General features: G+C 73.5%; 16 protein-coding genes and 1 pseudogene. 4 read left to right on the top strand and 13 right to left on the bottom strand.

The annotated features are described in order from the left end of the window. Positions 1–10: 10 nt before the first annotated feature. The gene (locus tag OG447_RS17220; RefSeq protein WP_266937502.1) at positions 11–1,393 is read left to right on the top strand and encodes an FAD-binding oxidoreductase; all 1,383 of its coding nucleotides are present in this window, start codon (positions 11–13) and stop codon (positions 1,391–1,393) included. Between the two features lie 3 nt (positions 1,394–1,396). On the opposite strand, the gene OG447_RS17215 is transcribed toward OG447_RS17220, so the two are convergent. Both OG447_RS17215 and OG447_RS17210 read right to left on the bottom strand, forming a co-directional pair. Next, the gene (locus OG447_RS17215) at positions 1,397–3,022 is read right to left on the bottom strand and encodes an NAD(P)/FAD-dependent oxidoreductase (RefSeq protein WP_266937499.1); all 1,626 of its coding nucleotides are present in this window, start codon (positions 3,020–3,022) and stop codon (positions 1,397–1,399) included. Positions 3,023–3,033: 11 nt separating this feature from the next. Beyond that, positions 3,034–4,572: an APC family permease gene (locus OG447_RS17210; RefSeq protein ID WP_266937497.1), complete on the bottom strand. Its 1,539-nt coding sequence runs from the start codon at positions 4,570–4,572 to the stop codon at positions 3,034–3,036. A 170-nt stretch (positions 4,573–4,742) separates the two neighbouring features. Here OG447_RS17210 and OG447_RS17205 point away from each other — a divergent pair, with 170 nt between their 5' ends. After that, the gene (locus OG447_RS17205; protein ID WP_266937495.1) at positions 4,743–6,362 is read left to right on the top strand and encodes a PucR family transcriptional regulator; all 1,620 of its coding nucleotides are present in this window, start codon (positions 4,743–4,745) and stop codon (positions 6,360–6,362) included. Between the two features lie 381 nt (positions 6,363–6,743). On the opposite strand, the gene OG447_RS17200 is transcribed toward OG447_RS17205, so the two are convergent. From OG447_RS17200 to OG447_RS17180, 5 genes are all read right to left on the bottom strand, one after another. Beyond that, a complete protein-coding gene (locus tag OG447_RS17200; protein ID WP_266937493.1) occupies positions 6,744–7,859 on the bottom strand; it encodes a glycosyltransferase family 4 protein in 1,116 nt (371 codons plus the stop codon). Between the two features lie 357 nt (positions 7,860–8,216). After that, positions 8,217–9,941, bottom strand: coding sequence for a DNA repair protein RecN (gene recN / locus OG447_RS17195; protein WP_266938915.1), 1,725 nt, complete (start codon positions 9,939–9,941; stop codon positions 8,217–8,219). A gap of 114 nt (positions 9,942–10,055) precedes the next feature. Continuing rightward, positions 10,056–10,946, bottom strand: coding sequence for an NAD kinase (locus tag OG447_RS17190; RefSeq protein ID WP_266937491.1), 891 nt, complete (start codon positions 10,944–10,946; stop codon positions 10,056–10,058). Positions 10,947–11,026: 80 nt separating this feature from the next. Beyond that, positions 11,027–11,842 (bottom strand): TlyA family RNA methyltransferase, encoded by an 816-nt coding sequence (locus tag OG447_RS17185; RefSeq protein WP_266937490.1) that lies wholly within the window; start codon positions 11,840–11,842, stop codon positions 11,027–11,029. A gap of 7 nt (positions 11,843–11,849) precedes the next feature. Further along, positions 11,850–12,161: a hypothetical protein gene (locus OG447_RS17180; protein WP_266937489.1), complete on the bottom strand. Its 312-nt coding sequence runs from the start codon at positions 12,159–12,161 to the stop codon at positions 11,850–11,852. 64 nt (positions 12,162–12,225) lie between these two features. On the opposite strand from OG447_RS17180, the gene OG447_RS17175 reads away from it, so the two are divergent. Then, a complete protein-coding gene (locus tag OG447_RS17175; RefSeq protein WP_266937488.1) occupies positions 12,226–12,573 on the top strand; it encodes an SCP2 sterol-binding domain-containing protein in 348 nt (115 codons plus the stop codon). A 69-nt stretch (positions 12,574–12,642) separates the two neighbouring features. On the opposite strand, the gene OG447_RS17170 is transcribed toward OG447_RS17175, so the two are convergent. Genes OG447_RS17170 through OG447_RS17155 form a run of 4 tightly spaced genes read right to left on the bottom strand, consistent with a single transcriptional unit; the run spans position 12,643 to position 16,750 of the window. Next, entirely contained in the window at positions 12,643–13,503 is an 861-nt protein-coding gene (locus OG447_RS17170; RefSeq protein ID WP_266937487.1) for an ABC transporter ATP-binding protein, read from the bottom strand. After that, positions 13,500–14,585, bottom strand: coding sequence for an iron chelate uptake ABC transporter family permease subunit (locus tag OG447_RS17165; RefSeq protein ID WP_266937486.1), 1,086 nt, complete (start codon positions 14,583–14,585; stop codon positions 13,500–13,502). Before OG447_RS17165 ends, OG447_RS17170 begins: the two co-directional genes overlap by 4 nt. Beyond that, positions 14,582–15,640, bottom strand: a complete 1,059-nt coding sequence (locus OG447_RS17160; RefSeq protein WP_266937485.1) for an iron ABC transporter permease — start codon at positions 15,638–15,640, stop codon at positions 14,582–14,584. The genes OG447_RS17165 and OG447_RS17160 overlap by 4 nt, the downstream gene beginning before the upstream one ends. 48 nt (positions 15,641–15,688) lie before the next feature. Further along, on the bottom strand, positions 15,689–16,750 hold the full coding sequence (locus OG447_RS17155; protein WP_266937484.1) for an HAD hydrolase-like protein: 1,062 nt from the start codon (positions 16,748–16,750) through the stop codon (positions 15,689–15,691). Positions 16,751–16,838: 88 nt separating this feature from the next. Here OG447_RS17155 and OG447_RS17150 point away from each other — a divergent pair, with 88 nt between their 5' ends. Continuing rightward, complete coding sequence (locus OG447_RS17150; protein WP_266937483.1) at positions 16,839–18,110, top strand: DUF1015 domain-containing protein; 1,272 nt, start codon at positions 16,839–16,841, stop codon at positions 18,108–18,110. A 61-nt stretch (positions 18,111–18,171) separates the two neighbouring features. Here the strand turns inward: OG447_RS17150 and OG447_RS17145 are convergent, their stop codons facing one another. After that, on the bottom strand, positions 18,172–19,092 hold the full coding sequence (locus tag OG447_RS17145; protein WP_266938914.1) for a tetratricopeptide repeat protein: 921 nt from the start codon (positions 19,090–19,092) through the stop codon (positions 18,172–18,174). 129 nt (positions 19,093–19,221) lie between these two features. Beyond that, positions 19,222–20,721, bottom strand: a pseudogene (locus tag OG447_RS17140) (hypothetical protein); the annotation flags it as partial. Positions 20,722–20,783 lie beyond the last annotated feature (62 nt).

The raw sequence follows: 20,783 nt of genomic DNA, 5'->3' as shown, positions 1-20,783 counted from the left end.
AGGGGGAGCCATGGCGCCCCTCTCGAAGGCGGGGACGGCGCTCGTCGCGCTCCGCGAGGATCTGGCCGGTGACGTCTTCACACCGGACGACGCGGGGTACGACGAGGCCCGGACCCGCTTCAACTCGATGGTCGACCGCAGGCCCGCCGTGATCGCCCAGTGCCAGAGCACGGCCGACGTGGTCACCGCCGTGCGTTTCGCGAGGGACCTGGACCTGAAGATCGCGGTGCGCGGCGGCGGGCACAGCGTCGCCGGGATGTCCCTCAACGACGGCGGCCTGGTCGTGGACCTGCGCCGGATGCACGAGGTGACGGTCCATCCGGCGGCGAAGGCCGCCCACATCGAGGGCGGGGCCACGATGAGCCATCTGGACCTGGCCTGCCACCCGTACGCGCTGGCGACCACCGGCGGCCGGGCCTCCACGACCGGTGTCGGAGGCTTCGTCCTGGGCGGCGGTTCCGGCTGGCTGGACCGCAAGTTCGGCCTGGCGGTGGACAATCTGCTGGGCGTGGACCTGGTCACCGCGGACGGCGAGCTCGTCCACGCGACCGCGGAGGACCACCCCGAGCTGTTCTGGGCGCTGCACGGCGGCGGCGGGAACTTCGGCGTCGCCACCTCGCTGACCCTGCGCCTGCACGACCTGCCCGTCATGTCCATCGCCTTCCTGCTGTACCTGCCGGAGCGCGGGGCCGAGGTGGTGAGTACGTACCGGGAGGTCATCGAGGCGGGGCCGCCCGAGGCGAGCGGCGCCGCCCTCTACCTGACCGGCCCGCCCGAGGAGTTCGTCCCGCCGCACCTGGTCGGCCGGCTGGTGGCCGCCGCGCTGCTGACGTACGCGGGGCCCGAGGAGGAGATGCGCCGGCTCGCCGCGCCGCTGCTGGCGATCCCGCACGAGGCGGAGATCGTCACGGCCATCCCGTACCCCGAACTGCAGTGCATGATCGACGACCCGCCGGGGCTGCGGAACTACTGGTCGGCGGAGTACCTGACCGGGCTGCCCGACGAGCTCGTCGAGGTGTTCTGCGCCCGCGCGCACGCCATGCCGGTCCCGACGGGAACCCAGCACATCCTCTTCCCGCTGGGCGGAGCCATCGCGGACGGCCCCTCGGAGTACCCCGTCCCGTACCGGGACTCCCCCTGGGCGGTGCACCCGTTCGGCATCTGGGAGGACCCCGCCGACGACGCGCGGTGCATGCGGTGGGTGAGGGAGGTGCGCGCCGACGTGGGGCCGTGGAGCAGCGGAGCCGTGTACCTCAACTTCACCGGGGACGAGGGCGCGGACCGGGTGGCGGCGGGCGTGGGCGAGGAGAACATGCGCCGGCTGAGAGCCGTGAAACGGCAGTACGACCCCGACAACGTCTTCCGCTTCAACCACAACATCCAGCCCGCCTGAGGCTCAGCCGAGGGCCGCGATCACCTCGCGCGCCGCGCGCTCGCCCTCGGTGGCGCCGCCCTCCATGAAGCCCTGGAAGTCGTAGCTGCAGTGCTCGCCGCCGATGTGGACGTTGCCCTGGGCGGTGCCCTCGTACTGGGCGTAGCGGTGCAGGTAGCCGGTGGGCCAGAACGAGTAGGCGCCCAGGGCGTACGGGTTGCGGTGCCAGGCGGAGAGCTGGGCCCGCCCGTTCCAGACCGCCTTGGTGCCCGGATAGAAGGCGTCGACGCCGCTCAGCACGCGGCTCGCGAGGTCGCGTACGTACGGGTCGGCCTCGGTGGCGAAGGGGGTCGCGGGGGTGAGCGCCGCGGCCAGGGTGCCGCCGCCGTACTGGAGCAGGATCCCGCCGGTGCCGGGCTGGAGCTTGGTGGTGTCCCAGGTCTGCTGGACGTCCAGGTCCGTGAAGCAGTCGCCGGCCGAGACGCCCGGCCAGGGTCCGCTGCCGCGCCAGGGGCGGGCGGTGAACTGCATGTTGAGTTTGGTGCAGTGGCCCATCCGGGCGTCGCGCAGGAGGCTGCGCATGAGCGGGTCGAAGCCGGCCTGTGAGGTGTCGATGCGCTGGAGGACCGGCAGCGGCAGGCACAGGACGGTGTGGTCGGCGACGACGGTCCGGGTGGCTCCCGAGTCGTTGAAGGTCAGGGTCTGGGTGCCGTCGGCGTTGGCCCGTACGGCGAGCAGCTCGCGGCCCATCACGATCGAACCGGCGGGCAGGGCTGCGGCGATGGCGTGGGGCAGCCGGTCGTTGCCGCCGGTGATGTGGTACCGCTCGTTGGACAGGCCCCAGACGTTGAAGTTGCCCGGGTTGGGCTGATAGCCCATGAGGAGGACCAGGGCGAGGGCTGACTGCTGATCGGTGTCGGCCCCGTACTCGACGTTGTAGGCCACGTCGATGAAGCGGCCGAGCTGCGAGCCGTGGCCGCCGGGGATCCGGGTCTCGATCCACTCGTACAGGGTCATGTTGTCGAGGGCGGTGCCGGCCGGGGTCGTGGAGTTCCAGGTGACCTCTCCGGCCTCCTGGAGGTCGCGGTGCAGCGCCTGGTAGACGGCCTTGAAGTCCTCGTCGGCCTGGGTGCGGGAGTAGTACTCGCCGTTGAACCAGAGGACTTCCTCGGCCCCGTTGGGTCCGCCGCCGAGGAAGTCCTCGACGGGCAGGTCGAAGCGGCGGCAGAGCTCCAGGATCTTCTTGTGGCTGGTGTCGATCAGCTCGCCGCCGATCTCGGAGGTCTGCCCGTACGCCCAGTGGTCGGCTTGGGTCCACATGCGGCCTCCGACCCGGCTCGGGTTGGCCTCGTAGAGGGTGCAGTCGACCCCCGCGTCCTTCAGGGTGAGGGCGGCGGTCAGGCCGGAGATGCCCGCGCCGACCACGGCGACCCGGGCGGGGCCGACGGGCTTCTTGTCGGGGGCGGGCCCGGCGGCGTACGCCACTCCGGACGAGGCGAGGGCGGTGCCGAGGCCGAGGGCGGCGGCCCGGCCGAGGAGTTCGCGGCGGGTGGAGCCGCGGACCTCGGCGACGGGCAGGTCGAGGCGGCGGGCGGCGGCGTGTTCGGCGGCGAGCCGGCGCAGGGCGTGCATCAAGGGCGTACGGGCCATGGTGGCGCTCCTCAGACGTTCGCGGCGGCGGTGGACGGGGCAGGGGCGTCGGGGCGTTCGGCGGCGTCCTCCAGGACGATCCGGCCGATGATCTCGTAACGCTCGGGGGCCTTCGCCTTGAGCCAGAGGCCGAGACCGAGACCGCCGAGGAAGACGCCGACGACGATCCACGGGATCAGCGTGAAGAAGAGGGACCCGGCGGCGCTGCCCGCCGCGGTCTCCATGTTGAGCACCAGCAGGACGACGACGGCGGTCATGCCGATCCCGCCGAGCAGCGGGGCGGTGAAGGTCTTGAACCAGTGCCGGTCCTCGGGGTGGTTCTTGCGGAAGTACCCGATGACGGCGAAGGAGCAGAGCGTCTGGACGATCAGGATCGCCATGGTGCCGAGGATGGCGAGCAGTGTGTACAGGTGCAGGTACGGGTCCTGCCCGCTGAGCCAGAATCCGGCGACGAGCGCGGTGGCGATGGCGGTCTGCACCAGCGAGGCCACGTACGGGGATCCGTGCCTGACGTGGGTGCGGCCGAGCTGCGGGGAGAGGAAGCCCTCGCGGCCGATGGCGTAGAGGTAACGGGCGGCGCACTGGTGGAAGGCCATGCCGCAGGCGAAGGAGCCGGTGAGCAGCAGCCACTGGAAGGCGTCGACGGCCCAGGCGCCGATGAAGCTCTGGGTGGGGGCGAAGAAGAGGTCGAGGGGGCTGGTGGAGGCGGACAGTTCCACGGACTTGGTGAGGCCGTTGCCCGCGATGGTCATCCAGGAGACGTAGATGTAGAAGAGGCCGACGCCGACCACGGAGATGAGGGTGGCCTTGGGGATGACCCGCTTGGGGTCGCGGGATTCCTCGCCGTACATGGCGGTGGACTCGAAGCCGACCCAGGACCAGAAGGCGAAGAACAGCCCGAGTCCGGCGGAGGTGCCGGTGAAGGCGTTCTTCGGGTTGACGGGCTCCAGCGGGATCCCGTCCGGACCGCCCCCGGCGAAGAGGACGGCGGTGGCGACGGCGAACAGCACGGCGATCTCGGCGATCAGCATCACGCCGAGGGCCTTGGCGGTCAGGTTGATGTCGAAGTGGGCGAGGGCGGCGGTGACGGCGAGCATGGCGGCCGCGTACAGCACCCACGGCAGGTCGACGCCGAGCTGGTCGTGGACCGTGGTCTTCGCGAAGTAGGAGAACACCCCGACGATCGAGGCCTCGAAGACGATGTAGGCGAGGACGGCGAGCATCCCCGAGGCCATGCCGGCGATCCGGCCGAGGCCGTGCGAGATGTACCCGTAGAAGGCGCCCGCGGCGGTGATCCGCTTGGCCATGGCCACGTAGCCGACCGCGAAGACCGTGAGCACGAGGGTCGCGAAGAGGTATCCGGCCGGGGCTCCGACACCGTTGCCGAAGCCGACCGCGATGGGGAGGTTGCCGGTCATGGCGGTGATCGGCGCGGCGGTGGCCACCGCCATGAAGACGACGCCGACGAGCCCGACCGAGTTGGCCTTCAGCCGCTGGACCTGCGGGGTTGCGGGGGTCTGTGGCGACCCGCCCGGGATGTCTGTGCTCATTGCGCCCTCTTCCGTGTGGAGGGCGCCCACTCTCTCCCCGCGTGACGCAGACCACAATCGACACGCGGTCCGATAATCCCCTTGCGGGGGCGACGAGTTGTCGGGCCGCGCCGCACTTGTAACCCGTGGGTGATGTGATCGGAGCTGGACGGCCGGTACCGTCCCGCGATATGGACGATCAAGGCGGGATCACGGTTCAGCGGGCACTGGACCTGCCGGGGCTGCGCAGCGGGCTGCCGGAAGTGGTGGCCTGCGCCGACCGGCTGGGGCGCACCGTCCGCTGGGTGCACGCCGGCGAGGTGCCGAACATCGCGTCGCTGCTCAAGGGCGGCGAGCTGCTGCTGACCACGGGTCTCGGCCTCGGCACCCGCCCCGCCGAACAGCGGGCCTTCGTACGCCGTCTCGCGGACCGGGGGATCGCCGCGCTTGTGGTCGAGCTCGGCCCGCGCTTCACCCGGCTGCCGGCGACGATCGTGGAGACCGCCCGCACGGCGGGCCTGCCGCTGGTCCAGCTCCATCGTGAGGTCCCCTTCGTCACCGTCACGGAGGAGGTCCACACCGAGATCGTCAACCACCATTACGCGCTGCTCCAGCGGGCGGAGGAGGTCCACCGCCGCTGTACGCAGGCCCTGCTCGGCGGCGGCGGGATCCCGCAGGTGCTGCACATCCTGGCCGACTTCACCGGCAACCCGGTGTTCCTGGAGACCCCGGACGGACAGCTGCTCTACGCGGCCGGCAGCTCGGCCGGGGATCCGGGCGCGGACCCGCTCCAGGTGTGGGAGGGCCTGCGCGGCCAGCGCGAGGCCGAACCCTCGGCGCACGCGGTGGTGGTGGACGTACCCGGCGGGGGCCACGGCACGGGCTCCGTACGGGCGCGGCTCGTCCTCCTCGGCGTCTCGGCCCCCCTGCTCCCGGTGCACCGGATGGCGGCGGAGCGCACGGCGGGCGTGCTCGCGGTGGTGCTGATGCAGGCACGGCAGGAGGAGGAGCTGGCGGCGCGCGGCCGCGGCGACTTCCTGACGGACCTGGCGGAGGGCCGCATCTCGGCGGAGGACGCCCCGGCGCAGGCCCGCGTCCTCGGCTTCAAGCCGGGCGCGGGACCGCTGCTTCCGGTGGTCATGCGGCTGTCCTCGGACCTGGGCCCCTCCGGCAACTGGGCGGTTCTGGCCCGTGCGGTCCTGGAGGAGCTCTCATCCGTCGGCGTGCCGGTGCTGCTGGGCGTACGCCCCGTCGAGGGCCGGGTCCCGCTGCTGGTCTCGCTGCGCGCGGAGTCGGAACGCACGGCGGTGGCGGACCGGGTCGCGGCCGCGCTGCGGGCCGGCGTCGAACGGGCCGGCCTGGACCGCGCCGCCGCCCCGCCGGCCGTGGTCGTCGGTGTCGCGGGCGGCTGGGCGGCCGCCTCGGCGGGCCTGCGGCACGCCGCGGAGACGGCCACGGCGGCCCACGGGCTCCCGGGGCGCCCCTGGTACGACGCCCGGCGCCTGGACATCGACCTGCTGCTGTGGCGGCTGCGCGAGCACCCCGACCTCGCGGCCTTCGTGGACCGGGCGATCGGCCCGCTGCGCACGCACGACCTGACCTCGCGGCCGCCGCTGCTGCCCACGCTGGAGACCTACCTGGCCCATGCGGGCCGCAAGGCGGAGACGGCCCGCGAACTGCATCTGAACCGGCAGACCCTGTACAACCGCCTGGCCCGCATCTCGGAGCTGCTGGGCACGGACCTGGACGACCCCGAGACGGTCCTCTCCCTGAGCCTGGCCCTGCGCGCCCGCCGCCACGTTCCTTCCTGACGCCCCGCTCGCACCCCTCGGCCCTGACGGGCCTCCCGGGCTTCGCGGGGCTGCGCGGGACTCCGTCCGTCGGGCGGCTGGGCGGGGGTTCGGCCACGGCCGGATGGCCACACTGCGGTGGACGGGTGGCCCTGCGGGGCTGGGTCCCCTACCCGCCCTTCCACCGTTCCCTGGGGCTCCGCCCCAGACCCCGCGCCTCAAACGCCGGCGAGGCTGAAATTGCCCTGCGGGCAATCCAGCCTCGCCTGTCGGCCGGCCGAATCCAGCCCCGCCGGCGTTTGAGGCGCTGGGCCCGGGCGGAACCCCGACCTTTCAGCCCCGCCGGCGTTTGAGGCGCCGCTTCCGGGGCGGAGCCCCGCCAGCGGCGCCGGGCCCGTGCCGCTACCGCCGGGCCCGTTCCATCAACTCGTCGTAGACGCACAGGACCTGCGCGACCGTGTCGTCCTCCGACGGCCACGTCGCGGCCTGTGCCCGGCCCGCGGCGGACAGCCCGGCCCGGCGGTCGGGGTCGGCCAGCAGGCCGGCCACCGCGCCGGCAAGGGCCCCCGGGTCCCCGTACGGGACCAGCACCGCCCCCTCGCCCACCAGCTCCGGCACGCCCCCGACGGCCGTCGCCACCAGCGGTACGCCCGCCCGTAGCGCCTCCTGCGCCAGCAGCGCCCGCGCCTCCCACCGGCTCGGCAGCACCGCCACGTCGGCCGCCGCCAGCAGCTGCGCCGCGTCCCGGCGCCGCCCCAGCAGCCGTACCGGCAGCCCTTCGGCCTCGATCCGCCGGGCCAGTTCGGCCCGCAAGGGGCCCTCGCCGGCGATCACCAGCAGCGGCAGGGGGTCCAGCGTCCGCCATTCCCGCGCCGCGTCGAGCAGCAGGGAGTACCCCCGGTCCGACACCAGGCTGCCGACCGCGATCAGCAGGGGCCTTTCCATCGCCCCGAGTTCCGCACGCGCCTTGCCCGCCTCGTCCGCGGCCGCCTCCGGGCCCGCCGGGACGGCCACCGGTGCCAGCCGCGCGTCCCGTGCCCCGCGCAGCCGCGCGAGGTCCACCTGGTCCGAGGAGGCGCCCAGGACCACCGCGGCGGCCCGCGCCACATGGCGTTCCAGCAGCCGGGCCAGCCGCCCGAGCGCACCGCCGGCCGCCGGGCCCTCGCCGTGCCAGCTCACCACCAGCGGCGCCCGGTGCCCGCGCAGGGCCAGCGCGGCCCGCATCCCGGCCCGTACGCCGTGCGCGTGCACGACGTCCGCCCCGGCGCACGCCGCGCGCAGTGCCCTCGCCGCGTCGGGCGCGTACTGCGCCCCGGCTCCGGTGAAGTCGTACTCCCCCTCGGCCTCGACGGGCGCGCACACCGTGACCCGTACCCCGCGCGCGGCGAGGCCGGTCGCGAGCGACCGCACGTGCGCGCTGCTGCCCGCGCCCGCACCGCCGAGCACTTGGACGGTACGGAGGGGTGGCCGCCCGTAGGGCTGTGCCGGGACCGGGGCGGAGACCGGGGAGCTGCTCACGGGCCGAAGCTCCTGGGAGAGGGAGTCAGAGACGTCGCCAAGGATGCCAGTCCGCACGCGCGTTCCGGGACCATACGGGTGCGGATCCGGTACGAGATGGTGCCAGACCCCCTTCAGGCTCACCCACACGGGCTAGCGTGCCGTCACCTCCGCCCCTCCCGCCCCGGCCTCCGGACCCCCTCGCCCCGCGCACCGGATGCGCCGCGGAAGCCGGACGGGAAGCCGGGCGGGGAGCCGGACGTGGGGCCTGACACGGAGGCGGACCGGGCCACGGGCACCCGGCACCCGGCAGCGCGAAGGCCCGGCACGCTCGTGCGTACCGGGCCCCCCGAACCGTTTCGTCCGCGTCGCGCGCGGCTACGCGTCGGCGCGCGCCGCCGCCAGCAGTTCCTCGGCGTGCGCACGCGCCGAGACCGAGTCCTCGTGTCCCGCCAGCATGCGCGACAGCTCGCGGACCCGGGCCTCGCCCTCCAGGACGGTGACCCCGCTGCGCGTCACGGAGCCGTCGTTGGTCTTCTCGACCAGCAGCTGCCGGTCCGCGAAGGCCGCGACCTGCGGCAGGTGCGTGACGACCACGACCTGCGCCGTCCTGGCCAGCTTCGCCAGCCGCCGGCCCACCTCGACCGCCGCCTTGCCGCCGACGCCCGCGTCCACCTCGTCGAAGAGGTACGTGGGCACCGGGTCGGAGCCCGCGAAGACGACCTCCACGGCCAGCATCACCCGGGAGAGCTCACCGCCCGAGGCTCCCTTGGCGATCGGCCGCGGCTGGGCCCCGGGGTGCGGAGCGAGGAGCAGCTCGACCTCGTCCGTGCCCGAAGGGCCGTAGGCGACCGCACGGCCGTCCACCTCGACGCCGTCGGGGTCCTCCACCTGCCGGGTGTCGATGGTCACCCGCGCGTGCGGCATCGCGAGGGAGGCCAGCTCGGCGGTCACCGCGGAGGCGAACCGCGTCGCCGCCTCCACCCGCGCGTCCGTCAAGGCCTGTGCCAGCAGCGACAGTTCGGACCGCAGCCCGTCCCGTTCGGCGGTCAGCTCCGTGATCCGCTCGTCGTCGCCGTCCAGTTCCAGTAGTCGCGCCGCGCCCTGTTCGGCCCATTCCAGTACGGAGTCCACGGTGCCCGCCGAGCCGTACTTGCGCGTCAGCTGGGTCAGCGCGGCCCGCCGCTCCTCCACCGCGGCCAGCCGCAGCGGATCGGCGTCCAGGTCGTCGGCGTAGCCCGCCAGCTCCCCGGCCACGTCGCCGAGCAGGATGCCCAGTTCCCCGATGCGTTCGGCGAGCGCACCGAGCGCCGGGTCGTGGGAGCGTACGGATTCCAGGGCCCGGTGGGCGCCCGCGACGAGCATGTTCGCGTCGATGGCCTCCGGGTCCTCGGGGTTGCCCGCGAGCGCGGCGTGCGCGATCTGCGCCGCCGAGGCCAGCGATTCGGCGTGTCCGAGCCGCTCCGCCTCGGCCGCCAGTTCGGCGTCCTCGCCGGCCACCGGTTCCACGGCCGCGATCTCGTCCAGCCCGAAGCGCAGCAGGTCCGCCTCCTGGGCGCGTTCCCGGGCCCGGGTGGTGATCTCCTCCAGCTCGACGGCCACCGCGCGGAGCCTGCGGTAGGCCGAGCCGTACTTCTCCAGCGGGACGGCGACGGCGTCCCCTGCGTACCGGTCGAGGGCCTGGCGCTGCCGGGCGGGCCGCAGCAAGCCCTGCTGGTCGGTCTGGCCGTGGACGGCGACGAGGTCGTCCGCGAGCTCGCCGAGCAGGCCCACGGGCACGGACCGGCCGCCGACGTGGGCGCGCGAGCGCCCCTCGGCGGAGACGGTCCGGCTGATCAGCAGGGCGCCGTCGTCGAGCTCGGCCCCGGCCTCCTCGGCGCGCAGTGCGGCGGGCGCGCCGGGGCGCAGGACGATGCGGCCCTCGACGACCGCGGCCTTGGCCCCGATCCGAACCAGGGCCGCGTCGGCGCGACCGCCGAGCAGCAGCCCGAGGCTGGTGACGACCATCGTCTTGCCCGCGCCGGTCTCGCCGGTCACCGCGGTGAAACCGGGCGACAGCTCGACCACCGCGTCGTCGATGACCCCGAGCGACCGTATCCGCATCTCCTCAAGCACGGGACGACGATACCGAGGTTCACGGGTGCCATGTGACGTCACCCGCCCCGAATTCCCGAACGGATGTTCTATTGAGGTGCGGGCGGGCCCCCGCACGGGCTGCTAATGGGGCGCGCCACGCCATCCGGACACCGGCAGCGCGAACTTCGCGACGAGCCGGTCCGTGAAGGACGCGTGGTGCAGCCGGGCGAGCCGCACGGGCACCGCGCCCCGCCGGACCTCCACGCGGGCCCCGGCCGGCAGCTCCAGCATGCGCCGGCCGTCGCACCAGAGCACCCCGTGCGGGGTCCCCGTCTGCACCTCCACCGCCAGCACCGAGTCCGGCGAGGTCACCAGCGGCTTCGCGAACAGCGCGTGCGCGCTGATCGGCACCATCAGCAGGGCCTCCACCTCGGGCCAGACCACCGGTCCGCCCGCGGAGAATGCGTACGCCGTCGAGCCGGTCGGGGTCGCGCAGACGATCCCGTCACAGCCGAAGCCGGACACCGGGCGCCCGTCGATCTCCAGGACCACCTCCAGCATCCGCTCCGGGGACACCTTCTGGACGGCGGCCTCGTTCAGCGCCCAGTCCTGGTGGACCACGTCCCCGTTCGTGCGCACGACCACGTCGAGGGTCATCCGCTCCTCGACCTCGTACTCGCGCGTCACCACCCGGTCCACGACCTTGTCCAGGTCGTCGCGCTCGGCCTCGGCGAGGAACCCCACCCGGCCCAGGTTGACGCCGAGCATCGGCACGCCCGAGGCCCGCGCGAACTCGGCGCCCCGCAGCAGGGTCCCGTCCCCGCCCAGCACGATCAGCAGCTCGCAGCCGTCGAGCACCGCCGGGGTGGACCCGGTGACCAGCTCCACCTCGGGCGGCAGCGGCAGGTCCACCGCCTCGTGCTCGAAGACCCGTACCCCGAGCCCGCAGCGCAGCAGGCCCTTCACGACCAGCTCGGCACTGCGGATGGCCGCGGGCCGTCCGGTGTGCGCGAGCAGGAAGACCGTACGCACCGCCGCCGAACCTTCCGGACCTTCCGACTCCGTCGAACCCGATGAAGTTGAAACCGATGAAGCTGAACCTGATGAATCAGTCACTGCGGCCCCTCCGCCACGGCACGGTCAACATCCGCCGGGTCGAGGGCCGGTGCCCCCGCCCGCAGCCACAGAAAGTACTCGACATTGCCCGACGGCCCCGGCAGCGGACTCGCCGTCACCCCGAGGACCCCCAGCCCCAGCTTGCCCGCCTGCGCCGCGACCTCGCGCACGGCCTCCGCCCGCAGCTCCGCGCTGCGCACGACACCGCCGCTCCCCAGCCGGTCCTTGCCGACCTCGAACTGCGGCTTCACCATCAGCACCAGGTCGGCGTCGGGCGCCGTGCACCGCACCAGCGCGGGCAGCACCAGGCCGATGGAGATGAAGGACAGGTCGCCGACGACCAGGTCCGCCGGGATGCCGTCGATCTGCTCGACCGTCAGCTCGCGCACGTTCGTACGGTCCTTGACGGTGACCCGGTCATCGCTCTGCAGGGCCCAGGCGAGCTGCCCGTAGCCGACGTCCACGGCCACGACGTGGGCCACGCCCGCACGCAGCAGCACATCGGTGAAACCGCCGGTGGAGGCCCCGGCGTCCAGCGCCCGGCGGCCCTCCACGCGCAGCCCCTGCGGCTGGAAGACGGCCAGCGCGCCCGCGAGCTTGTGGCCGCCGCGGGAAACGTAGTCCGGGTCGCTGTCGTCCTTGAGGACCACGAGGGCCGCACTGGTCTCGACCTGGGTGGCGGCCTTGGTCGCGGTGCTGCCGCCCACGGTCACCCGGCCCGCGGCGATCAGCTGCGCGGCGTGCTCGCGCGAGCGGGCCATGCTGCGGCGTACCAGTTCGGCGTCCAGGCGGCGGCGTGCCACTCCTGCCACGTTCGGTTCAGCTCCTGTTTTCGTACGGACCAGGGACGGGCGGTGCGTCCAGCGCGGTCAGCGCGGAGCGCAGCCCCTTGTGGACATCCTCGTACACCTGGAGGTGTCCGTCCGCCGTGAGGTGGTCCGCGTCCGCCAGCCGCCCGAGGTGCGCGTCGACCGCGGCGTGGCCGGTGGGGGTGCGCACGACGCCGAGCGGCAGCGGCCCTGCGGGCTCTGCGGCGGCCTCTTCAGCCGTCTCGGGAACGGTCTCGCAACCGGTACCCGCAACGGTCACCGGGGGCTCGTACGGTCCCGCGTCGGGCACTTCGTCGCTCATGCCCCGACGCTACCCCGAAGCGCCCCGCGACCACGCACGGCTCTGCGGTACGGTCGTGATCACGATGGCTACGATCCAGGAGTGCCGCGAAGCACTCGACCGACTCTCCGGCAATCTTGCACGGGCCGAAGGCGGCGCGCACGGCGCGGCCGCCCTCGACCGCTCCCTGAGCTGCCACATCACCGACCTCGACCAGACCTTCACGGGCCGTCTCGAGGGCGGCCGGATCCGGGTGGAGGCGGTCGCCGCGGGCCCGCCCGCCGACAAGGCCGAGATCCGGCTGGCCATGACCGGCGACGACCTGATGGCACTGGTCGCGGGCGAGCTGAAGTTCGCCAAGGCCTGGGCCTCCGGCCGGGTCAGGCTGGAGGCCGGCTTCCGCGACCTGCTACGTCTGAAGAGCCTGCTGTAGCAACCCAGCCCCGCCGGCGTTTGAGGCGCGGGGTCTGGGGCGGAGCCCCAGGAAGCCGACCCGCACCCGCTACACGGCACGGGCCCCCGCACGGGATCTCCGCGCCGCCGGAATCACCAGCGGCGTCCCCGTCTCCGGATCAGGGATGACCTGACACCGCAGCCCGAACACCCGCTCCACCAGCTCCGCGGTGACCACCTCGGTCGGCGGCCCCTCGGCGACGACCTCCCCGCCCCGCATCGCGATCAGGTGCGTGGCGTAGCGGGCGGCGTGGTTGAGGTCGTGCAGCACCGCGACCAGGGTCCGGCCCTGGTTCTCGTGCAGCTCGGCGCACAGGTCCAGTACGTCGATCTGATGCTGGATGTCCAGGTAGGTCGTCGGCTCGTCGAGGAGCAGCAGCGGGGTCTGCTGGGCGAGCGCCATGGCGATCCACACCCGCTGCCGCTGTCCGCCCGACAGCTCGTCCACGGCCCGGTCGGCGAGTTCGCCGACCCCGGTCGAGGCCATCGACTCGTTCACGATCCGCTCGTCCTCGGGCGACCACTGCCGCAGCAGCCCCTGGTGCGGGTACCGGCCCCGGGAGACCAGGTCGGCCACCGTGATGCCGTCCGGCGCGATCGAGGACTGCGGCAGCAGCCCCAGGGTCCGGGCCACCTTCTTCGCGGGCATCGACGCGATGGCCTGCCCGTCCAGCAGCACCCGGCCCGCGGCCGGCTTCAGCATCCGCGACAGGGCGCGCAGGAGCGTGGACTTCCCGCAGGCGTTGGGCCCGACGATCACCGTGAAGGAATGGTCGGGGATCTCCACCGACAGGTTCTCGGCGATGACCCGCTGGTCGTAGCCGAGGGTCACGTTCTGCGCGGTCAGCCGCTGCACTTCGGTACTCCTCCAGGGATTCTGCTTCGGTCTCTGCGGCCCGGTCGCGGTCATACGCGTCCCGCCCTGCGCTCGGTGACGAGCAGCCAGAGCAGGTAGACACCGCCGACCAGTCCGGTCACCACGCCCACCGGCAGCTGGTCGGCGCCGAAGGCCCGCTGCGAGGCCCAGTCGGACACCAGCAGCAGCAGCGCGCCCATCAGCGCGGCGGTCATCAGGTTCGCCCCGGGCGACCGGGTCAGCCGCCGGGCCAGCTGCGGCGCGGCCAGTGCGACGAAGCTGATGGGCCCGGCCGCGGCGGCCGCGGCGGTGGTCAGCACGATCGCCGCGAGCATCAGCAGGAGCCGCGTACGCTCCACGCGCACCCCCAGCGCGTACGCGGCGTCGTCGCCCATCTCCATCATCCGCAGGGCCCGGCCCTGCCCGAGGACCAGCGGGAAGAGCACCGCGCAGAGCACGGACAGCGGCGTGACCTGCGCCCAGTCCCGGCCGGCCAGCGAGCCGGTCAGCCAGACCATCGCGCGGGTGGCGTCCACCACCTGGGCCTTGGTGAGCAGGTACTGGATGACGGCGATCAGCACGGCGGAGGCGCCGATGCCGACCAGCACCAGCCGGTAGCCCTGGATGCCCCGCTTGTACGCGAGCAGGTAGACGGCGACGCCGGCCAGCAGCCCGCCGAGCAGCGCGCCGACGGCCACCTCGGTGGCCCCGCCCTTGAAAAGGATGATGACGGCGAGCGCGCCGACCGCCGAGCCGTAGCCGAAGCCGAGCAGGTCCGGGGAGCCGAGCGGGTTGCGGGAGACGGACTGGAAGACGGCCCCGGCCATGCCGAGGGCCGCGCCGACGAGCAGGGCGACCAGGACCCTCGGCAGCCGCAGGTCGTTGACGATGAACTGGTGGGCGGGCGAGCCGTTGCCCAACAGGGTCTGGACGACGTCCCACGGGGCGATCGGGAAGTCGCCGGTGCCGATGAGGACGACGGCCATCGCGAGCGCCGCCAGCGCGAGCAGCACGCCGGTGACCAGGGCGCGCCGCTCGACCCGCAGCGACTTCCCGCCGGGGAGGCGCAGCGGCCGGGCCGCGGGCCGTCGGGTCCGGGCCGGCTGTTCCGTGCCGGGGGCGGCGGTCGCGGTCACAGCTGGGCCATCCTCTTGCGGCGGACGAGGTAGATGAAGACGGGGCCGCCGATGAGCGCGGTGACGATGCCGACCTGGAGTTCGGCGGGCCGGGTGACGACCCGTCCGACGACATCGGCGCCGAGCAGCAGGGCGGGCGACAGGACCGCCGAGTACGCGAGCACCCAGCGCATGTCCGGCCCGGTGAAGGCCCGTACCAGATGCGGGATCATCAGCCCGATGAAGACGATCGGCCCACAGGCGGCGGTCGCCGCACCGCACAGCAGGGTGATGGCGGCCATGGCGCCGATCCGGGTCCGCGTCAGGTGCGCGCCCAGGGCCCGCGCGGTGTCGTCGCCCAGGGCCATCGCGTTGAGCGGCCGGCCCAGCGAGAGCGCGAGGACGGCGCCGACCAGCAGGAAGGGGGCCACCTGCCGGACGGTGTCCATGTTGGCCGAGGCCAGCGAACCCACCGTCCAGAAGCGGAGCTTGTCCAGCGCCGTGCTGTCCATCAGCTGCACCGCGTTGATGTAGCCGACCAGGGCCGCACTGGCCGCCGTACCGGCGAGCGCGAGGCGTACCGGCGTCGCGCCGCGGCTGCCGCCGAGCACGTACACGACGACCGAGACGACGGCGGCGCCCAGGAAGGCCCACCACACGAACTCGCTCAGCGAGCTCGCGCCGAGGAAGCTGATCGCGGAGACGACGGCGGCCGCGGCGCCCGCGTTGACGCCGAGGATGCCGGGCTCGGCCAGCGGGTTGCGGGTCAGCGCCTGCATCACCGCACCGGACAGGCCGAGACCGAGGCCGACCATCAGTCCCAGGAGGGTGCGCGGGACCCGCAGGTCCCGCACCACCACGTCGGAGGGCGTCCCCGCGTAGTCGAACAGGCCGTGCCAGACCTGGTCGAGGGGCATCTGCTTCGCGCCCACGGCGATGCTCGCCACCACGACCAGGGCCAGCACCGCGAGGGCGGCCGCCAGACCGGCGGTACGCGCGGCATGGCGCGGACGGGCGCCGGCAGGCGGCGCCGCACTCTGTTCGGGTTCGGGTTCGGGGGGACTCTCGACCAACACGCAGGTTAGGTTAGCCTACCCTGCTTGATTCCCGTCCCGCCGGATGCCTCAGAGCCCCAGCCTGGCCAGCGCCTTCTCGGCGTCCAGCCCGCAGACCCCGTCCCCTGCCGCCGTCCAGGCCGCCGCGCACAGCGCCCGCAGCCCGTCGACCGGATCCGCGTCCGCCGCTTCCGTCCCGCCCGCCTCCGGGAGGGTACGCAGCTCCAGTTCGCCACCGGCCGCCGCCGAAATCCAGCCACCGCACTCCCAGCCCCCCGCGTGCTCCCGTACCCGCGGCTGCCCGGTCAGCAGTCCCCGCAGGTCCCGGTCCACATAGGTCGGCCGGTGCCTCGGCTCGGCCCGCAGCAGCTGCGCCGCGTCGGTCACCCCGGTCAGCACCAGCAGCGAGTCCACCTCCCCGTTGAAGGCGCCCTCGATGTCGGTGTCCAGCCGGTCCCCCACCACCAGCGGCCGCTTCGCCCCGGTCCGCAGCACCGTCTCCCGGTGCATCGGGGGCAGCGGCTTGCCCGCCACCTGCGGCTCCGCGCCCGTGGCGATCCGTACGACCTCCACCGCGGCCCCGTTGCCCGGCGCGATCCCGCGCGCCCCGGGGATCGTCAGGTCGGTGTTGGACGCGTACCACGGCACCCCCCGGTTGATCGCGTACGAGGCCTCCGCGAACCGCCCCCACGCCAGCTCGGGCCCCCCGTAGCCCTGCACGACCGCCGCGAGACCGTCCTCCCCGGCCGACTCCACCGGCACCAGCCCGCGCTCGCGCAACGCGACCCGCAGCCCCTCGCCACCGATGACCAGCACCTTCGAGCCGGGCGCCACCTGCTCCGCGATCAGCCGGGCCACCGCCTGCGCCGAGGTGATCACCTCGCCCGCCTCGGTCGGGATGCCCAGCTCGGTCAGGTGCCCGGCGACCGCGTCAGGAGTCCGCAGCGCGTTGTTCGTCACGTAGGCGAGGTGCATCCCCTGCGCGCGGGCCGTGACCAGGGACTCCACCGCGTGCGCGATGGCCTCCCCGCCCGCGTACACCACCCCGTCGAGGTCCAGCAGAGCGGTGTCGTACGCCTGGTGCAGATTCCGCTCACTCGCCGCGGGACTGGTCCTGCTCTGCCGGGTCATCCTGGGCACTCCTCATGGGGTCGATCTTGTCCGATTTCCGTACTCCCCCGATCATCCCGCACCGCAATGCGGGTCTTACCATGCACCAATGACCACATCTGGCACCGCGGGCCATGGACTGCGCCTGATCCCGTTCCATGGCCTGCGCTACGACCCCGAGCGTGTCGGCAGCCTCGCCGCCGTCACCTCACCGCCCTACGACGTGGTCGTACGCCCCGACGGAGTCGACTACCTCGAATCCGCCGACCCGCACAACATCGTCCGCCTGATCCTTCCCCAGGCCGACACCCCCGCCGCCCGCAACGAGCAGGCCGCGCACACCCTGCGCGACTGGCTCACCGAGGGCGTCCTCAGCGCCGACCCCGAACCCGCGCTCTACGTCTACGAGCAGAGCAAGGCCGGTCTGCTCCAGCGCGGCATCATCGGCGCCCTCGCCCTGTCCACCGCCGACGAGGGCATCGTCCTCCCCCACGAGGACGTCATGCCGGACGTGGTCACCGACCGGGCCGGCCTGATGCGGGCCACCTCCGCCAACCTCGAACCCCTCCTCCTCACCTACCGCAGCGAGGAACCCGACGCCGCCGCGGCGCGGGCCGTCGCGGCCACGGCCCGGCGCGCCCCCCTGCTGGAGACCACCACCGAGGACGGCTTCCGCCACCGGCTGTGGGCCGTCACGGACCCCGCCGAGCTGGCCGCCGTCACCGCCGACCTCGGCCACCGCCAGGCGCTCATCGCCGACGGCCACCACCGCTGGGCCACCTACCTGCGCCTCCAGGAGGAACACACCTCCCCGACCGCCTGGGACTTCGGCCTGGTCCTCCTCGTGGACACCGCCCGCTACCCGCTCCAGGTCCGCGCCATCCACCGGATGCTGCGCCGCCTGCCGGTCGCGGACGCCCTCGCCGCCCTCGACAGCCACTTCCGGGTCCGCGCCGTCGACGGGCCGCTCCCGCTCGCCCTGGAGGCCCTCGCGGACGCGGCGGAACGCGGCAACGCCTTCCTCCTCACGGGTGACGGCCGCTTCCACCTGGTCACCGACCCCGCCCCGGCCCTCCTGGAGCGCACGGTCCGCCGCGACCGCCCCGAGGCCTGGCGCCGGCTGGACGCCACCGTGCTGCACGCGACGCTGCTGGACGCCCTCTGGAACGTCCCCGACGCCCCCGAGCACATCGCGTACATCCACGACACCGCCGCCACGGTCGCCATGGCGGAGCGCCACAACGGCACCGCCGTCCTGCTGCACCCCGTACGGGAGGAAGTCGTCCGGGACCTCGCACGCCAGGGCGTCACCATGCCCCGCAAGTCCACCTCTTTCGGCCCGAAGCCGGCCACCGGCCTGGTCCTGCGCAGCCTGGACTGACCACCCCCGGACATGGAAAAGGGCGGTACCCCCGAGGGGGTACCGCCCTTTCTCACGTCGCTCAGGCCTTGTCGCGGCCCGTGTCCTGCTCGTCGTCCTCGTCCTCGAGCACGACGACCTCGTCGGTCATGTCCGCGTCGGCGTCGGCGTCGAAGTCGTCCCGGACCTCGTCGTCTACGTCGTCTACATCGTCTTCGTCGGCATCGACGTCCGCATCGACGTCCACGTCGGCCTCGGACTGCTCGACGGGCTCGTACTCGTCGTCGTCCTCGTCGTAGTACTCGGCCACGTCGGAGGCCCGCTCGGCCGCCGCGACCTCGGCAGCGTCCTCGTCGTCGTCCTCGTCGTCCATGGCCGCGTCGACGAACTCGACCCCGTCCAGCTCGGCGAGCCGGTCGGAGGCGTCCATCGCCCCGTCCTTGTCGGCCTCGAGGGTCTTGGCGAACCACTCGCGCGCCTCGTCCTCACGACCGGCCGCGAGCAGCGCGTCGGCGTAGGCGTACCGCAGGCGCGCGGTCCACGGCTGGACCGAGCTGGAAGCCAGCTCCGGGCTCTGCAAGGTCACGATGGCGGCCTCGAGCTGCCCCATGTCCCGCCGGGCACCGGCGGCGACCAGGCGCATCTCGACCTGACCGGCCTTGTCCAGCTTCTGCACCTCGGGCTCACCGGCCATGGCCAGCGCCCGCTCCGGACGGCCGAGGCCGCGCTCGCAGTCGGCCATGACGGGCCACAGCTCGACGGAACCGGTCATGCGCTTGGCGGCACGGAACTCCGCGAGGGCCTCGCTGTACTTCTGCGTCGCGTACGCGGCGAAGCCGGCGGCCTCGCGCACGGCGGCGACACGGGAGGCCAGCCGCAGGGCGATGCGCGAGTACGCGTACGCCTGCTCCGGGTCCTCATCGATCAGCCGGGCGACCATGACCAGGTTCTTGGAGACTTCCTCGGCCAGGCCCTTGGGCAGGCTCAGGAGCTCCTGACGCACATCGGCGTCGATCTCGAGGCCGGTGACGTCCTCGTCGATCGGAAGCCGCTTGACCGGGTCACGGTCCGCGCGGTAGTCGCCGCCACGGTCATCGCGACCGCCACGGTAACCACCGCGGTCACCACCGCGATCGTCACGCCCACCACGGAACCCGCCACGGTCGCCACCGCGGTCGTCACGACGGGGGTAGCTGGGGCGGTCGCCGCCCCGGTCGTCACGACGCGGGTAGGACGGACGGTCCCCGCCACGGTCGTCACGGCCGCCACGGAACCCACCGCGGTCGTCATCACGACGGGGGTACGACGGACGGTCGCCACCACGGTCGTCACGACGCGGGAAGGACGGACGCTCGCCACCACGGTCATCACGACGCGGGTAGGACGGACGCTCGCCGCCACGGTCGTCACGGCCGCCACGGAACCCACCACGGTCGTCATCACGACGCGGGTACGACGGACGGTCCCCACCACGGTCATCACGACGCGGGAAGGACGGGCGGTCGCCGCCACGGTCGTCACGACGGAACGAGGGACGGTCGCCACCTCGGTCGTCACGACGCGGGAAGGACGGACGCTCGCCACCACGGTCATCACGACGCGGGTAGGACGGACGCTCGCCGCCACGGTCGTCACGGCCGCCACGGAACCCACCACGGTCGTCATCACGACGCGGGTACGACGGACGGTCGCCACCACGGTCGTCACGGCGGAAACCGCCGCCACCACCCGAGGGACGCCCACCACGGTCGTCATCACGACGCGGGAAGGACGGACGGTCGCCACCACGGTCGTCACGGCCGCGGAAACCACCGCCGCCACCGGCACCGGCCGGACGCCCACCGCGCTCGTCATCACGACGGGGGTACGAGGGACGGTCCCCGCCACGGTCGTCACGACGCGGGAAGGACGGGCGGTCGCCACCGCGGTCGTCACGGCGGAAACCGCCGCCACCACCCGAGGGACGCCCACCACGGTCGTCATCACGACGCGGGTACGACGGGCGGTCCCCGCCACGGTCGTCACGACGGGGGTAAGAGGGACGTTCGCCACCACGGTCATCGCGGCCGCCACGGAACCCACCGCGGTCGTCATCACGACGGGGGTACGAGGGACGGTCCCCGCCACGGTCATCGCGGCGCGGGAAGGACGGGCGGTCGCCACCACGGTCGTCACGGCGGAAACCACCGCCACCACCCGAGGGACGCCCACCACGGTCGTCATCACGACGCGGGAAGGACGGACGGTCGCCACCACGGTCGTCACGGCCGCGGAAACCACCGCCGCCACCGGCACCGGCCGGACGCCCGCCACGGTCGTCATCGCGACGCGGGTAGGAGGGGCGGTCGCCGCCACGGTCATCGCGACGGAAACCGCCGCCGCCACCGGCACCGGCCGGGCGGCCGCCGCGGTCGTCACGGCGGAAACCGCCGCCACCGCCGCCACCGGCACCGGCCGGGCGGCCACCACGGTCGTCACGACGGAACGGGGGACGGTCGCCACCACGGTCGTCACGGCCCCCGCGGTAGCCGCCCCTGTCACCGCCGTCGTTGCGCCGAGGCTCGCGCTCCGGACGATCGTCGGGAGAGTTGGACATGGGTGTGACTCCTGTCTTCGGGGTACCGCTAGTCATTCTCGCGCAACCAACCCATGGCCGCGCTTCGGCGTAAAGAGGTGAAAAACAAAAAAGACCCT

Source organism: Streptomyces sp. NBC_01408 (assembly GCF_026340255.1).
Lineage (GTDB): Bacteria > Actinomycetota > Actinomycetes > Streptomycetales > Streptomycetaceae > Streptomyces.
Note: the sequence above shows the minus strand (reverse complement) of the source record. Positions and strands in the feature narration are given on the sequence as shown.